Annotated in this window: 15 protein-coding genes and 4 pseudogenes; 13 read left to right on the top strand and 6 right to left on the bottom strand. The window is 69.5% G+C overall.

All coding sequences use genetic code 11. The annotated features are described in order from the left end of the window. The first annotated feature begins 391 nt into the window (after positions 1 to 391). From PV721_RS19725 to PV721_RS19755, 7 genes and pseudogenes are all read left to right on the top strand, one after another. A complete protein-coding gene (locus tag PV721_RS19725) occupies positions 392 to 1,234 on the top strand; it encodes a MerR family transcriptional regulator (RefSeq protein ID WP_319726141.1) in 843 nt (280 codons plus the stop codon). Between the two features lie 992 nt (positions 1,235 to 2,226). Continuing rightward, on the top strand, positions 2,227 to 2,799 hold the full coding sequence (locus PV721_RS19730; RefSeq protein ID WP_319726144.1) for a snapalysin family zinc-dependent metalloprotease: 573 nt from the start codon (positions 2,227 to 2,229) through the stop codon (positions 2,797 to 2,799). 582 nt (positions 2,800 to 3,381) lie between these two features. Then, positions 3,382 to 3,588 (top strand): annotated as a pseudogene (locus tag PV721_RS19735) (IS5/IS1182 family transposase); the annotation flags it as partial. Further along, on the top strand, positions 3,585 to 3,983 hold the full coding sequence (locus tag PV721_RS19740; protein ID WP_319726146.1) for a hypothetical protein: 399 nt from the start codon (positions 3,585 to 3,587) through the stop codon (positions 3,981 to 3,983). The pseudogene PV721_RS19735 and the gene PV721_RS19740, both read left to right, overlap by 4 nt. 119 nt (positions 3,984 to 4,102) lie before the next feature. Further along, on the top strand, positions 4,103 to 4,534 hold the full coding sequence (locus PV721_RS19745; protein ID WP_416371140.1) for a transposase: 432 nt from the start codon (positions 4,103 to 4,105) through the stop codon (positions 4,532 to 4,534). A 270-nt stretch (positions 4,535 to 4,804) separates the two neighbouring features. After that, positions 4,805 to 5,392 carry an SMI1/KNR4 family protein gene (locus tag PV721_RS19750; RefSeq protein ID WP_319726149.1) on the top strand — a complete coding sequence of 196 codons (588 nt, stop codon included), beginning with the start codon at positions 4,805 to 4,807 and terminating at the stop codon, positions 5,390 to 5,392. Positions 5,393 to 5,524: 132 nt separating this feature from the next. Next, positions 5,525 to 6,774 (top strand): annotated as a pseudogene (locus PV721_RS19755) (IS3 family transposase). Here the strand turns inward: PV721_RS19755 and PV721_RS19760 are convergent. Beyond that, positions 6,758 to 7,099 carry a pentapeptide repeat-containing protein gene (locus PV721_RS19760; RefSeq protein ID WP_319726151.1) on the bottom strand — a complete coding sequence of 114 codons (342 nt, stop codon included), beginning with the start codon at positions 7,097 to 7,099 and terminating at the stop codon, positions 6,758 to 6,760. The pseudogene PV721_RS19755 and the gene PV721_RS19760 overlap by 17 nt on opposite strands. Before the next feature lie 44 nt (positions 7,100 to 7,143). Between PV721_RS19760 and PV721_RS19765 the strand changes: the two genes are divergently transcribed. Further along, on the top strand, positions 7,144 to 7,413 hold the full coding sequence (locus tag PV721_RS19765; protein WP_319726153.1) for a hypothetical protein: 270 nt from the start codon (positions 7,144 to 7,146) through the stop codon (positions 7,411 to 7,413). Here the strand turns inward: PV721_RS19765 and PV721_RS19770 are convergent. After that, positions 7,355 to 7,845 (bottom strand): annotated as a pseudogene (locus PV721_RS19770) (prolipoprotein diacylglyceryl transferase family protein); the annotation flags it as partial. The gene PV721_RS19765 and the pseudogene PV721_RS19770 sit on opposite strands and share 59 nt — an antisense overlap. A gap of 779 nt (positions 7,846 to 8,624) precedes the next feature. Here PV721_RS19770 and PV721_RS19775 point away from each other — a divergent pair. From PV721_RS19775 to PV721_RS19795, 5 genes are all read left to right on the top strand, one after another. Further along, positions 8,625 to 9,365 carry a ribosome-inactivating family protein gene (locus tag PV721_RS19775; RefSeq protein WP_319726155.1) on the top strand — a complete coding sequence of 247 codons (741 nt, stop codon included), beginning with the start codon at positions 8,625 to 8,627 and terminating at the stop codon, positions 9,363 to 9,365. Next, complete coding sequence (locus PV721_RS19780) at positions 9,362 to 10,186, top strand: hypothetical protein (protein WP_319726158.1); 825 nt, start codon at positions 9,362 to 9,364, stop codon at positions 10,184 to 10,186. The genes PV721_RS19775 and PV721_RS19780 overlap by 4 nt, the downstream gene beginning before the upstream one ends. Further along, positions 10,183 to 10,926 (top strand): class F sortase, encoded by a 744-nt coding sequence (locus PV721_RS19785; RefSeq protein ID WP_319726160.1) that lies wholly within the window; start codon positions 10,183 to 10,185, stop codon positions 10,924 to 10,926. Before PV721_RS19780 ends, PV721_RS19785 begins: the two co-directional genes overlap by 4 nt. A 764-nt stretch (positions 10,927 to 11,690) precedes the next feature. Beyond that, entirely contained in the window at positions 11,691 to 12,419 is a 729-nt protein-coding gene (locus PV721_RS19790; RefSeq protein ID WP_319726163.1) for a hypothetical protein, read from the top strand. 67 nt (positions 12,420 to 12,486) lie between these two features. Continuing rightward, on the top strand, positions 12,487 to 12,717 hold the full coding sequence (locus PV721_RS19795; RefSeq protein WP_319726166.1) for a hypothetical protein: 231 nt from the start codon (positions 12,487 to 12,489) through the stop codon (positions 12,715 to 12,717). 4 nt (positions 12,718 to 12,721) lie between these two features. Here PV721_RS19795 and PV721_RS19800 read toward each other — a convergent pair. The 4 genes and pseudogenes from PV721_RS19800 to PV721_RS19815 all read right to left on the bottom strand — a co-directional run. Next, positions 12,722 to 12,838, bottom strand: a pseudogene (locus PV721_RS19800) (N-acetyltransferase); the annotation flags it as partial. 72 nt (positions 12,839 to 12,910) lie between these two features. Beyond that, entirely contained in the window at positions 12,911 to 13,318 is a 408-nt protein-coding gene (locus PV721_RS19805; protein WP_319726169.1) for a DUF3224 domain-containing protein, read from the bottom strand. Between the two features lie 91 nt (positions 13,319 to 13,409). After that, positions 13,410 to 14,471, bottom strand: a complete 1,062-nt coding sequence (locus tag PV721_RS19810; protein WP_319726171.1) for an amidohydrolase family protein — start codon at positions 14,469 to 14,471, stop codon at positions 13,410 to 13,412. A gap of 84 nt (positions 14,472 to 14,555) precedes the next feature. After that, on the bottom strand, positions 14,556 to 14,936 hold the full coding sequence (locus PV721_RS19815) for a helix-turn-helix domain-containing protein (protein ID WP_319726174.1): 381 nt from the start codon (positions 14,934 to 14,936) through the stop codon (positions 14,556 to 14,558). Between the last annotated feature and the right edge of the window lie 124 nt (positions 14,937 to 15,060).

The following is a 15,060-nucleotide window of genomic DNA, read 5'->3' on the forward strand; positions in this document are numbered from 1 at the left end:
GCCCCCGCTCCGGCCCCGGCCGCGTCCGCCCCGGGGGAGAAGCGCAACAACCAGAGCTGGGAGCCGCCTTCGGACGGGCTGTTCCCAGCCCCCGTGGCGCTGTCGACCGCGGGCAGGTCCCCGGCAGCCGTCACACGTCGCCGGTCACCACCCCCCTCGACAGCATCCACCCCTCCTGTCGGCGGCCAGTTAGAAATCCCCAGTGGCGGCCACTCGGTGGGCAGGTATCTGGCCGCCGAAGGTCACTCTGCGGTGCCCGACGTTTCGTCGTTCTTGATCGGATCCGACGGCAGCCAGGTCCTGGCTCCGGTGGAACCCGGATGGTGTTGTTGCACCTTCCGTAGCGGCATGTGGTGTGGTCGAGGCACCCCAGTACGAAAGGCTCCGTCTTATGCACCCCTCCATCACGCCTCCCCGCCAAGTCAAGATCGGTGATGCGGCCGCGTTCGCCGGGACCACCCCACGTGCCATCCGCCACTACCACGAAATCGGCCTGCTGCCGGAGCCGGAGCGAGGTGGAGACGGCCGCCGCCGCTACGGCTACGACGACATGATCCGCCTGCTGTGGATCCGCAAGACGGCAGAGGTCGGCATCAGCCTGGACGATATGCGGGCCGCCTCCGACGAAGCCCGGGACATCGAGGAGATCCTGAGCAGGCTGGAGGAAACCTTGGCGGCGCGGGAGGCCGAAATCGAACGTCAGCGCGCGGCTATCCGCCATCTGCAGGCGGTGGGCAACCCGCTGGGGCTGCTCTCCGAACTGGTCACGGACCGGCTCAGCCACCTGCCCCCGGGCGCACTGCGCCCCTCCGACCTCGACGCCCTGCTGGTCACGGAACGGGTCTTCGGCCCGCTGGGCGCCGCCGTCCAAGCCAGCGTGTTCATCGTGCTGGCCACCCACCCCGACCTGAGGGCCGAGGACGACCGCCTCGATGCCGCCGAGGCCGCCCTCGACGACGGCATCGATACCCACGACCCACGCGTCGAAGAACTCGCCGTACAGCGATGCGCCCAACAAAGGGCCCTGGAGCAGGCCATCGAGGCAGCTGGGCTGGCTGCGGCAGAGGAGAAGCTCTTCGAGATTTTCGACGCCCACCTGAAAGGGGAGGAGGACACACAGATGAGCGCCTTCGAAGCGATCACCAAGATGCCCTACGACTTCTCTCCCGCCCGGATGCGTTGTACGGAACTCACGGCACAACTCCTCGCCGAGGCCCACTCCGCAGACCACTGATCGCCTGTGCCCGGCTCCGATGTGGCCCGACAGCTGGTCGCGTCCATCCGCATACGGCTGGTCGCATCAGACGTCGAGCCCGGGCCGTAGCAAAGAGTGACATCACAACTGACCGCACTGGCCGCTGACAAAGGACGATCTCCATCGCGGTACCCCCTTTCCTGCGCCGCTGCCAGTCCACCGTCCGCTCAGCGCCCCGGGTTCCAGTCCGGGGCGATCGCGGCGAGGGCCGCGGGCCGCCGCTCCGCCCGTACGGGGTCCTTGCCCCAGCCCGCGGGGACGGCGGACGTTGGTGAGCCGGTGTCCGACGGCCTGGTCGAGCGTGGTGGTGGGCCTCGGTGCGGCGAGGGTTCCGTGCAGCTCGTAGTAGGGCGGTGCCGCCGCCAGGTTGGTCTCGAGGCCGGCGCCGGCGGTATCCCACGCGATCCGCAGCTCCTCGAGCTCGGCCGCCCGTTTCCCGGTCATGGTTCCGGCGTGGTCGGCGCGCCGCTGAACGGACAGCCACCGCCTCAGCGTGTGAATGGGTGGGGTGGCACCAGATGGGCGTCAGCCAGGACGGGACGCATGTCCGTGCTCCTGCTGTGCAGCGGTGGTGGTCAGGGCTGTCACAGGTTGACTGAGCTGATGCCGGCCGGCGTCAATCACCAAGGCGGCGGGCTGTCATGGGCGTGCCTGTTCGAACCTTGTTCCTTTTGCGGCCGGGCCGTCCGGTAGCCGTATGGCTATACCGACGCGGCCGTCCGTAGCCCGCTCGGCGAGCGCGGTCGCGCGAGCCCCTGGATGGTAGCCGCCCGCTGACCGGGCATCGGCTGGAGTGCCTGCGGGAATTGGCTGGCAGGTGCATGACGGGTTAACGGGGTGCTGGGCTACCTTCTTAGGGCTCCGGAGGGCGGCTGTCCGAACCCGCGGACCACAGGCGGGCGGTGGCGGCGTCTCCAGTGCCCCGGCTCCGCCGAGGGGCCGGGCCCCCCCACGCGTGAAGGAAGACGACCATGTCTCTGGGCACCTGGCTGAAAGTCGGCACCTCCGCCGCCGCGCTGGTCCTCGCGGCGGCAACCGCCGCGACCGCGGCACCCGCGCCCATACCGGACGCCACCGCAGCGCTAGTGACACTCCGGTACGACGACAGCCGGGCCAGTGGCTGGGAAGCGGCCATCGCGGCCGGGGTCGCTTCCTGGAACGCGAACGTCAGTAACGTCCGGCTGGTGGAGGCCGCGCCCGGGGCCCGGGCCGAGATCGTCATCGTCGCCACCACCGGCTGGCCGCAAGCCACCCTCGGGCCGGTCCGTCCGGGGCGACAGGTCCGAGTCGAACTCGGCGCGCAGGCCGTGAGCCAGGGATACGACAAGACGCGCATCGCTGCGCACGAGCTGGGCCACAGCCTGGGCCTCCCGGACACCAAGCCGGGGCCGTGCTCCCAGCTGATGTCCGGGTCCAGCGCCGGGACGGCCTGCACCAACGCCGTGCCCAACGCGACGGAGCGGTCCCGCGTGCAGAACGCGTACGCGAACGGGCTCGCTGCAACCGTGCCGACCGACGGCCGGGTACTCATCGACGCCCCCTGACCGGCGGGTCGGCGGGTGGGCCGGTGCGGGGCCCTGGCTGGGACGGGATTCCCGGAGGGCGGCCGTGCCGGTCCACTGCCGCGCCTTCATCGGAAAAAGCGGGTCCGCTGGTCGGCTCGTGCCTGTGGCCGCTGTTGGCCGCCCGTGCAGCAGGTCGGGGAGAGCGACGGCACTCACACCGTCGCCCGGCACCTGAACCGCCTGAGCGCATACGCCTCCTGGCAGGAGGCCTCCGGCACGGCCCTGGTCGGCCGTCACGTGGATGCGACCCTCACCTGCCTGACCACCCTGCCCGGCGCACCGGCCGCTTCCCGGCCCCGGGTCTCCCCGACGGCGGCCCGTTCCCTCCCGACCACCACCACTCCGTGGCCGCGGCCCCGGCGCGCTGGCCCCGGCCGGGCCCGTGGTTCCCGCCCACCGGCAGCAGGCCGCCCCGGCCAGGGGAGCGGGACGGGCACGGTGAGCGGCAGTTCCCAGCGCAGGGGCGTGTGCGGGACTACAGGCTGTGAGCCGCGTGTTGCACTCGGTGGCCCAGGCCGCGATGTCCCGGCCCGCCGGGGGACGGGTCGTGCCGCGCCGGAGGAGGGGTTCGTTCCGCAGACGAAGCGGTGGAAGGTCGAGCAGACCTACGGGATCCTGATACTGCACCGGCGTCTGGTCCGCGACTACGAGCACCACCCGGCCTCGTCCGCCTCCCGGGTCTACTGGGCCATGACCCAGGTCATGGCCCGCCGCCTTACCGGCGAGAACACCCCCACATGGCGCGAACGGCAGACGGTGAGTGCGTGAACTTCCAGCCCCTGCTCGACGCGCTCGACATCCAGGAGAACGCCGCCCGGGGCCTGGCCGACGACCTCCGCACTCGCATCGGCGAACTACAGGCCCGGTTGCGGGAGGCCGAGACCCACCTCGAACACCTCGCGATCACACGGAGAACCGTCACCGGCCTTGCCGACCGGCTCCCGGCCGCCCCGCCAGACCTGCCCGAGCACCCGGACTATCCCCGCATCCTGGGCGTCTTCAACGACGCGACCGGCCCCTTGCGGGCCCGGGACGTCTGCGAAGCCCTGGACCACGAACTGCTGCCGAAGAACATCGAGGGCACCCGCGCCAAACTGAAACGCCTGGTCAAGCTCGACATCCTCACCGAAGTCGACACCGGCAGCTTCGCCAGGAAGCAGTAACCGGCCGAGCACCGTGACTAGCAGCCCTGTCCCATCCCACCCAGAAACGGACATCAGCTCACGAACCGCCCTCTAAGAGGTCCTAACAGAAGCCGATTGTGGTGTGACTGTCGGCTTGGATGCTCGTTGGTCTGGCCGTGGCGAAGAGGGAGTCTCGTCCGTGGATCGTCTCGGATGAACCGTGTTCGCTGATCAAGCCGTTGCTGCCCGTACCCGGGCCGAAGCTGAAGCATGGCCGACCCCGGGTGCCGGACCGGCAGGCTTTGTGCGGCATCTCGTTCATACTGCGTACCGGTCTCCAGTGGGAGTACCTGCCCCAGGAGCCGGGCTTCGAGTCGGGCATGACCTGTTGGCGCCGCCTCGAGGCCTGGAACGAGGCCGGTGTCCGGGACCGGCTCCATGCCGTGCTCCTCGCCAGGCTGCGGGCGGCGAAGCAGATCGACTGGTCGCGGGCGGTGATCGACTCCTCCCACGTCCGGGCCGCCCGAAGAGGCCCCAAAGTGGGCCCAGCCCGGTCGACGGCGCACGTCCGGGCAGCAAGCACCATGTGATCGTCGACGGGCCAGGTATCCCGCTCGCCGTCTCGCTGACCGGCGGCAACCGCAACGACGTCACCCAGCTGCCGCGACGCCGTCGTCGCCGGCCTCACCCTGCCCTGGAACTCCGGAGTCGTCGAAGGCCACGTCAACAGGATCAAGATGCTCAAGCGCCGGATGTTCGGCCGGGCCGGCTTCCAGCTCTTGCGGAAGCGAGTCCTACTCGCGGGATGAACCCTTGCGCGCGGCGCGATAGATTACGGGCGACACGAGAGAAGAGCTCGCATGGACTCCCGCATCTCGCGGCTGCGACGCAAACTGGCACGCATCCCCTACACACCCAACCGAAGCCACTCCTTCGGCGAGGAACGGCACGAATTTCACCTCGGCCCCCGACTGCCCAGAGCTCAGGCAGATGCCTTTGAAGCCGAGCATGACGTGGAACTCCCACAGCCTTATCGAGACTTCCTCACGAACATGGGCGGCAGCGGTGCGTCCCCGTACTACGGACTGATCCCGCTGGAAGGCTGCACCCTCTTCACGATGAACCCCGCAACTGCCAACACCGGTTCAAGAGGATTCAGCCGGGCCTACCGCCCCACACGCGATGGTCACCTCTTCCTGCACGTCATCGAACGTGGCTGCAGCGATCTCGTCCTCATAGGCGTAACCGGTCCTCTCACCGGGCGCATGCTCATCGGCAACGTCGACGGCTTCTGGGGCCCGAACGTCTCCTCAGCCCCGGACTTTCTCGCCTGGTACGAACGATGGCTCGACCACATGGCCGCCGGACTGGACAACCGAGCACTGGAACTCACCTCGCCTCGGCTCCACGCTCACCCAAATCGGTACCGCCTCGCTTCGAAGATCTGACTGTCAGTGCCACTCCACAGAAGTTGAGCCAGAACCCGTTCTCATGAACAAAGCCACAACGTCGGATCGCCGCCTAGATGATTGAACCGTTCCGGGTTCGGTAGGGACTCGATCATTTGAGAGGATCGAGTCATGGCACGTCCTTCCCAGTACCCGCTTGAGCTGCGCCGTCGTGCGGTGCGGATGGTCGCCGAGGTGCGGCCGGATTACGACACCGAGTGGGCCGCGATGAAAGCGGTCGCCCAGAAGCTGGGCATCGGCACGACCGAGACGCTCCGTAAGTGGGTGAGGCAGGACCAGGTCGACGTCGGCGTGCGTCCTGGCGTGACCACCGAGGAATCGGCCGAGCTGAAGCGACTGAAGAAGGAGAACGCCGAGCTCAAGCGGGCGAACGAGATCTTGAAGGCTGCGGCGTCCTTCTTCGCGGCCTAGCTCGACCGGCCACACACACGCTCGTAGCGTTCATCGACGAGCACAAGGACCGCTTCGGCGGTGTCGAGCCGGTCTGCCGTGTGCTGACCGCCCAGGACTGCAAGATCGCCCCCTCCACCTACTACCCCCACCACAAACGCCGGACCGCACCGTCCGTCAGGACCGTGCGGGACAGCGAGCTGAAGGAACTGATCCAGCACGTCTACGACACCAACTACCGCGTCACGGGGCGAGGAAGATCTGGCGTGAGCTGAACCGGCAGGGCCACCGTGGCCCGCTGCACCATCGAACGCCTGATGCGAGAGCTCGGCATCACCGGAGCGGTCCGCGGCTAACGCGTGATCACCACACTGCCCGGCGGCCAGGCCGACCGAGCCCCCGACCTTGTGGACCGGGACTTCGTCGCCGGCGCCCCGAACCGCTGCTGGGTCGCGGACTTCACCCACGTGAAAACCTGGGCCGGCGTCGTCTACGTCGCCTTCGTCGTGGACACCTTCTCCCGCCGCATCGTCGGCTGGTCCGCGGTCACCGTGAAGGAGACGGTCTTCGTGCTGGACGCCCTGGAGATGGCGATCTGGCAGCGCGACCGCGACCAACACCCCATCCAGCCGGGCGAGTTGATCCATCACTCAGACGCCGGGTCGCAGTACACGAGTTTCCGGCTCGCCGAGCACCTGGACGCGGCCGGCATCGCAGCCTCGATCGGCTCGGTCGGCGATGCCTACGACAACGCCCTGATGGAGAGCACGATCGGGCTGTTCAAGACCGAGCTGATCAAGCCCCGACGGCCATGGAAGACGCTGCCCGACGTCGAGCTCGCCACCGCCGAGTACGTCGACTGGTACAACCATCGACGACTCCACGGTGAGATAGGCCACGTCCCACCCGTCGAATACGAGACCAACCACTACCGAGCAACCACGAAACCCCAGGTCACAACCAACATCTGAGATCTCCACCGAACCCGGAACGGTTCACAGCGTCCGTGAGGTCGGCACCGGTCAGGTCGGCGCTCGCCAGATTTGCGTGGTCCTTGAAGAAGCCGGACATCTTAAGGTCCGGGGCTTTGTCAGCGGCGCTGAGCTTTGCGCCGTGCAGGTTCGCTCCAGTCAGGTAGGCGCCTGTCAGATCCGCATCAACCAGGATCGCTCTGGTCAGGTTCGTTCTGGCAAGGTTTGCATCTGTGAGATCCGCATCCCAAAGAATGGCATTGGTGAGATTTGTCGGTTTGGTCGGAGATGATGACCCCAATGCATACAGTTGCGCGTTGTGCAACTTAGCGCTGCTGAGGTCTCCGCGACGGCAAGACCCTGGCGGCGATGGTCGGCGACAGCCGGATCCAGCTGTGGGACGTACCCGCCCGGCGACGGCTCGGCGATCCGCTGCGCGGGTCCGCCGGCCTGCTGCGCGCCCTCGCCTTCGACTCCCGGGGGCGGCTGCACGTCTCCTCCTTGTACCACCCGCACCGCGTCTTCGTCCTCGACCCGAAGGCGGTGGCGCGGGCGCTGTGCGAGCGGGTCGGCTGGGACCTCACCCGCGCACAGTGGGAGCAGAACGTGCCCGACCTGCCCTACCGCTCGGTCTGCTGACGCCGCGAACCCCCGCCACGAGCCCCACCCCCTCCGTGCAGCGTCTGTCGTGGTCCGCGCCCTTTGGCCGTGACACGTCGTCGCGGCCCGGGTGGCGGCGTGCCGACACGACGAGGCAGGCGACGGCCCGGACGAAGACCACGACACAGGTCCAGCTGTTCAGGCGCAGGCCGAGGAACGTGTGGGACTCTCGATGCGCAGGTACTCGGCCCCGAACCGGCCGACCGTGTAGGCGGCGACGTACAGGGCGAAGGTCCGGCCGTGACCCAGTGCGAACCGGTGGGCCGCCCACAGGATCAGTGCGGCGACGCCGATGTCCCAGAGGGACTCGTAGAGGAAGGTGGGGTGGTAGGTCGCGAAGTCGGGCATGGTGGACGGACGGTGGGCGCGGTCGATCTCCAGGCCCCAGGGGAGCGTGGTGGGGCGGCCGTATTGGCCGCCGCCCGGGATGGCTCGGCAATCGTGAGCCGTCGAGGCCAGGGGGTGCCGGACTCCGAACGGCCGACTGCCGGGCTGCTGCCGTCGGGTCCGTTGCCCGGGGGCGGCGGTACGAGCGCCGGCGCCGGGGGTTCTTCGGGCGGCCCCGGCGCTCCCGGCCGGGGAGAGGGCCGGGATGCGGGGCCGCCCGGGTGCCGTACGGACCCGGGCGGCAGCCCGTCGTGCGGGCGGCCCGGCCGCACGACGCCGGGGGGATGGTCGTCGCGCGGCTGAGGCCGCTCCGGAAGCCCTGCCCGCGGGTGGTGCTTCCGATATCACGCGTCTGACCCGGATGCGCTGTCCCAAACGTGCTTCGCTGCAGTAATTCTGAGGGCCAGTCGAAAGAATCACTGGCCTGCGGAACGGGCCAGGTGAACCGGCCTGCCGTCGAGGGGGGGCCGAGCGGTCCCAGAACCTGGCCCCAGAGCCGGAGGCACGCCAACCCGCAGTGAGTCAGGGCCGGTTGAGGTCTGGCCGGCAACTACCCGGTCAGCGGGATCGCGCGCCCATTTCTTAGCATCAGAGGCCAACTATTCGTCCGGTCGCCGCCGGGACGACTACAAAGGTCCTCACGGAACCGAACCCGGCGATGGGGTTGATGCCACCCCGTCGACGATCGGAACGATGTCGAAGGCGGTGGATTGCGTGCGCGAGTACAGCACGATCGAATCGACGGCGGTCAGATTACTTCCCAGGAGTCCGGATTCCGGCTCCTTCACCTGATCCGGGCGGCCATGCTGAAACCAGTGTGCTTTTCCCCGGCATACGCATCGGTGGACGAGTACCGGCTCCTGACGTCGACCATCCGGTCGAGGGTGGAAGATGCTCCGGGCTGGTTCAGCAGGGCCGGGCACGGGGAGGGGGGAACGCCTCACCTCCCCCTGCGCATTCACCTGCAAGGTCTGTTCATCGAGCTCTACATCCAGCTCCGTCTACAGAACTCCGACCTTCGTATCGTCGGATTCCGCAACACCTTCGAGAACTGGCAGGCCCCGCCGGAAGCGTACGTCCACCACGTGCGGGACTGGGTGGCGCCACCGGGGCTCCGCAGAACGGAAGCCCTGCCCTTCGGCGGAGGCCGATTCGACCTGGAGACGGCCGCCGACGTGCGGCGTTCGGGAATCTCCCTGGGACGCCGCCCCTTGAGCGACGCGGTCGTCCGGCTGCATCGGAACCGCGATCCGAAATGCACCGCACACGGCATTCTCGTCCTCTCGGAAATGCTCTGTGAGGCTGCCCGATACCCGGCCCTGGCCGATGCGATGGCGCGCATCTGGATGACCGGCGGGCGGCTGTCGGCCGATGCGGAAGTCGAGGAACACACGGGTACCCGTCCGCAGGTGTTCGGCGGTGCTCGGCACCGAAGGAGGAGCGGGACCGAGACCAGGAAGGGAGAGCCTCTCAAGGAAACCGTTTCAACCCCGTACGATCTGCGATTCCCGTTCTGGGGATCCACGGAACAGGAGCGAAAGTGATAGTCAAGCGCGCCGGTCGCCTCGTGGTTCTCGCCGCCGTACCCGCCGCAGTGTGCCTGACCCTCGGCCTTTCCGGACCAGCTCTCGCGGAGGGCGGAAAGGCGTACCAGATCGACCTGGCGCAGCTGAACGCATCAGGCTCCAGCGGTACGGTCATGCTCAGCCTCAAGGGCAACCAACTCACGGTGCAAATCGAGTCCGAGGGAATGGTGCCCGGACAGCCGTCGGCCCAGCACCTGCACGGTTCGACGAAGGGGCACGACTTCAAATGCCCGGACGCCACCGACGACACGGACGGCGACGGGGTCCTCAGCAACACCGAGGCCACCCATGACTACGGCGACATCAACATCTCACTCACCACGGGCGGGGACACCAAGGCCACCAGCGGTCTCGCCGTCGACCGCATGCCCGTCGCCGACAAGCAGGGCAAGATCTCCTACAAGCGGACGATCGCCGTCGGCCAGGATGTGGTCGACCACATCAAGGACCTGCACGTCGTGCAGCACGGCATCGACCGCAACAAGAACAAGAAGTACGACTTCGAGGGCGCCGGCAAGAGCGAGCTCGACCCGAAGCTGCCCCAGGAGGCCACGGCTCCGACCAACTGCGGAGAGGTCAAGGGTGCGGCCGTCGGGTCCGTACCGGTCGGCGCCATCGAGACCGGTGGCGGCTCTGCGCAACAGGCGTCGGCGCCGGTGACGGTGCGCGACGGTGCGGCGATCGCCGTCCTCGCGGTGGTGGCGGCTGCGGTGGCCGTCACGCGGAAGCGGCCCGTTGCCGTCCCGGTTCGCAGGGGGAACACCGGAGGCGGCGTGTGAAGCCGGCTCCCGAGCTCTCCGCACCCTCCGCGTCCACTCCACGGCCCCGCCGCCGGACCGCGGGCCCCCTGGCGGCCGCCGCCCTCGCCGGGCTGCTCCTCGCGGGGTGCGCCGGCCAGAACGAGGCGAAGCCCCCTGCCTCGGAGGGGCAAGCCCTCCAGGGCGGCGGGGCACCGGCCGCCGCGGGCGGCCCGCCCGCTGCGAAGACGCCCTCCGGCGGGGGCTCCGCGTCACCCGCAGACGGATCGGGAAGCGCTGCGGGTGCGGGCCGGGCCGAGCCCGCCCTCGCCCGGTCGGAGCCGCAGAAGATCACGATCCCTTCCCTCGGCCTGTCCAGCACCTTGGAGACGCTGCGGCAGAACGCGGACGGCACCATGCAGACCCCGAAGGACCCCGCGCTCGCGGGCTGGTACGAGCCGGGGCCGACCCCCGGCTCCCAAGGGCCGGCCGTGATCGCCGGCCATGTCACGTGGAACGGAGCATCCGCAGTGTTCGAGAAGCTGAAGACGATGAAGGGCGGCGACACCATCAAGGTGACCCGACGGGACGGCAAGACGGTCACCTTCACGGTGGACCGGGTCGCCGAGTACCCGAAGGCCGAGTTCCCCACACTGGAGGTCTACAAGAACCTCGACCACGCCGGCCTTCGCCTGGTCACCTGCGGCGGCGACTTCGACCCCAAGAAGCACTACTACGACAGCAACGTGGTGGTGTTCGCCCGCATGACGGGCGCCGCGTAGCCATACCGCCGGAGCGGGAGACGCCCGTCAGCCGCAGGCCCCCACTGCGGCTGGCGGGCCTTGCCGCGTTCCTCCCGGCCCCGCACATCAGCGGCTCGGGCAGGCGGCCCGCGTGACTTCGGCGGCCTGGTCGGACCTCGTCGCGGGATCGGTCCAGGCACTTCCCCGTCCGCTGGTCTCACCTCCGTCGCCAGCCCTCCCACGCTGGCCGACCTCGGTCCACCGCGACAACTCGCCCTGCTGCACCGCGAGCAAGCCGCCTGGACACCCTGCAGGCAGGCTCACTACAGGTCCGGACCGCTTTCGCCCCGCCCCACCGGCAGCTCAGCCCGGACCGTCGTCCGCCGCGCCTCTCTCGCCGCAGGACCCGACTTCCGCCCCGACCCCGCGGCCGCGCCGGCGGACCGCCGAGCCGCCAGGCGGCCCGGTGCGCGCAGGACCTGCCCGGCGCGGGCCCGATGGGCACTGCGCAGGACGGCCGCCGCGCCGCGCATCGTCTTCCAGCGGGCCGTCGCCTCCGCCCGAGCGCTCCTCGGCGAGGCCGCCCCGGGAGGTCCGACACCCCCGAGCCGCATTCGAGAACGCGCTCATGGACGTAGTCCGCTCTGCCGAAGACCTCTTCACGGCCCTGCGCCCACCCGACACGTCGAGCGGGACGTCAGCCGCGCCCCCTGGGAGCACAGCCTGACTGTGGAACGTTGGATCATCGACGGGAGCGATTCGTTGTACACACTGTGTACTACCCGAGCGATGAGGAGGACGTGATGAGCGCGGCCGACGAGGGACGGCGCTGGCCGGACGAGGTCAGTGTCGACAACGCGAGGATGACGCTGCTGCAGCTCCTCGCGCGGACGGGGGTCCCTTCAGGCGACGCGCGGCAACTGATCGGGCTCCTGGAAGCGGGCGCACTGGCTCTCGCGCACGAGGAGCTGAGCGGCGGCTGGAGCGCGCCGGGGGACAAGGGCGAGGCGTACGAGTCGGGCTGGCTCGACGGCGCCGGCTTCCTCCTCGAAGAGCTCGGAGCCGTCGCGGAGCGGACCCTCGTACAAGTCGTGGGGGCGGACGGGCAACCGGGCCCGGCGGGGGAGCGTCCTCGGGCCGGGCGCGTGGAGGTGGAGCGGGCGCGGGTGGCCGTCACACCTCTCTACCTGTCGTTCACCGCGGCCTCGGAGCTGGACCCGGAGGTGACCGACGAGGTGCTCGCCGCCGTCCTCGGCACGATGAGTCCCCGGCAGCGGGCCGGGTACGCCGGGCGGCTGACGGAGTTCGCCGCAGCCCACCGGGACCGGCTGGAGCGAATGTTCGCGGCGTACGGTCCGGACAGCGCCATCACGCTGCACGGCCGCTATTCCCTCCTCCACTCCACCACGAGCATCGCCGTGCTGGAGCGCCTCGACGCCGCGCCCGAGGAGCTGCGCGACGAGTGGGACGCCGCAGCGCTGCCACCCGCGTGGCTGGACGGGCTCACGACCGCGTGGAACGACCCGGCCTGACCGCTCCCGCCGGGCCTTCGCTCAGTGGATTGATCGCTTCATGCGCACGTCCCGCATGGTGTCCGGCATGAGCCACATAGCCAAGGGGGCCAACTCCTGCGTCCCCAGCGTCGCCCTTCGCGTCGCGGTGCGCCACGAAACGCGACGCGGTGCCCCACTGGTCGAAGCCGCCGCTCTCCTGCTGGACGCGAACGGCAGGGCGCGCGGGGAAGCCGACGTGGTCTTCCAGGGCCGGCCGGTCCATCCCTCGGCCGCGGTACGAGCGGTGCGGTGGGCGGAGACAGCGTCCGATGCATGAACGCCCGCCACGGCCGGCCGTCGGGCCGCGAGGCGTTGACCACGTCGTCGTAGAGCTCGGCCCGCAGGATCGGGATGTCGTCCTCGTGCCGGGCCCTGAGCCCGACATTGATGCCTCTCAGCGTGCAGGCTTCCTACCCGACCGGTCTCGCCCCCGGCAAACCAATAAGGCGACTCCATCGGCCGCGGCGCACTCAGCCGAGCTGGTAGTCGAACCAGATCCGATGTGTGCCGTCAGCGTCGACCGCCATGCCCCCGGCACCCGAGATCCCTGCCAGCTCGCCGGTGCCGCTCGAGGGCACGACGGTGAAGAACTCCGCGGTGCGGTCGCTGCCGGACGTGGTCGCCGAGTGCACGAAGTTGAAGGCGCCGTTCCGGCCGTGCAGCGAGCCCTCGAAGGACTCCATGGCCACATAGGTGCCGACGCCGGTCTCCTGGTCGAATGCGGAGGTGAACAAGGTCGCCGAGCGACCGGCGACCTCGCCCTCGAACGATTTCTCCATCGTCGCGACACCCACGGGGAGTCCGGTGGACACGGCAGGGTCTGGCCTCAGCTCGGTCGGGACGAACGCTTTGACGGTGAACGTTCCAGTAGCTCTCATGGGTCGACCGTATCGATGGCCACTGACAACGCGCGGCCGGCGTCCGGCCGCGCAAGCGCCTCCCCCTCGTTCCGGCGCATCGGGCAGCAGGTCAGCGCAGTACCCGCCCCCGCAGGATCACCCGTTTCGGCTGCCCGAGGATGCCGGGTTCGGCCGCTGGGTCTTCGTCGTACGCGACGAGGTCGGCGGGCGCTCCGTCGACCAGCCCGGGCAGCCCGAGCCAGTCCCGTGCGGTCCACGAGGCGGCACCGAGAGCTTCTTCGGCCGGCATTCCCGCACGCTGCAGCCATCGGGACTCCGTGGCCACCGTGCCGCAGGGGAAACTGTCCGTGCCGGCGAGGACGATGACCCCCGCCTCGTGTGCCGCGCGCACGTTGTCGAGCATTCCCTGCCAGCCGTCGAGCCAGTCGGTGCGCCGGGCGCTGGGCTCGCGCCCTCGCCACTCCTCGACGCTTCCGGCGAAGGCGGTGAGCGTCGGCACGTACGCGGTCCCCTGGGCGGCCATCCGGTCCAGGAGGTCCGGGTCCAAGTGCATGCCGTGCTCGAGGCTGTCGGCTCCGGCCAGGACGGCGTTGCGCGAGCCCTCGCTGGTTTGGCAGTGCACTGCGACCCGTCCGCCGACGGCGTGCACGGCGTCAACGGTCGCCTTCAGCACCTCCAGGGGCACGGCGGGCTCGTCCCATCGCCAGTCGCCGATCACCTTGCACCAGCCGGACGCGGCTGTGGCCTCCTCGACCGCGGCCCCGGCCAGTTCGTCCTCGCTGATGTCACGTCCCGCCCCGGGGAAGAACCGGCCGGGCGTGGCGAGCCACCGGCCCGCCGATCGGACGCGGGGCAGACCGGCTTCGGTGTCCACCCAGTCGGGCATCCGGTCTGCGGTTCCCGGCGTCCGGACCAGGAGCACCCCGGCGTCGCGGTGCGCCGTCAAGTGCTTCCGCAGCAAGGCCTCATCGAACCCGTCATCAGGGCTCTCCGCCCCGGGATGCGTGTGGACGTCGACCAGCCCCGGCAGGAGCCAGCCGCCGTCCACCACCGTTTCGACCCTCTTCGACGCCGCCCCGGCAGGCGGCTCGGTCCTCAACCGGTCCCCATCGACCCAGAACGTCCGCTCGACGCGCTCGGGCAGGACGACACCGCGTATCCGCATGATCATGAAGATGAGCCTAGGGGGTAACGCGCGAACGCTGCGCCGGGAGCGGCTTCGCGGACGGCAGGGCCGCGTCGGGTGCTTCGGGCGTCAGGTGTCGAAGCGGTGCCGGGACGCCTCGATGTGACCGAAGTACCGGTGGGTCCAGTCGCACAGTCCGTCGATCGTCACGCGCAGGGCCTGACCCGGCTTGGTCAGGGTGTACTCGACCCGTGGCGGCACGACGGGGTGGACCGTCCGCTCGACCAGGCCGTTGCGCTCCAGCATGCGCAGGTTCTGCGTGAGCATCTTGTGGCTGATCCCCTCGACCTCGTTCCGCAGCTCGCCGAAGCGCAGGGTGTGCTCTCCCAGGGCCTCGATGATCAGGAGCGCCCACTTGTTGGCGACGTCCGAGAAGATCTCCCGCCCCAACGAGTCCGCGCGCCGCAAGTCTGCCTCGTCGGCAGTGCCGCTGAGCTGCTTGGTCACCATCTGGTTCCCCAGTCACCGAAAAGTGCGTTCTTCCATGTCAGCGACCACTCTCTTACGGTTCCTGAGTAACCACAAGAGAGCGAATGCGTCGTGGCGTGCGGGAAGCCGCCTCGCGGGCTCTCAT

Origin of the sequence: Streptomyces sp. MB09-01 (assembly GCF_033794505.1) — a bacterium.
In the GTDB taxonomy this organism is placed as follows: Bacteria; Actinomycetota; Actinomycetes; order Streptomycetales; family Streptomycetaceae; genus Streptomyces.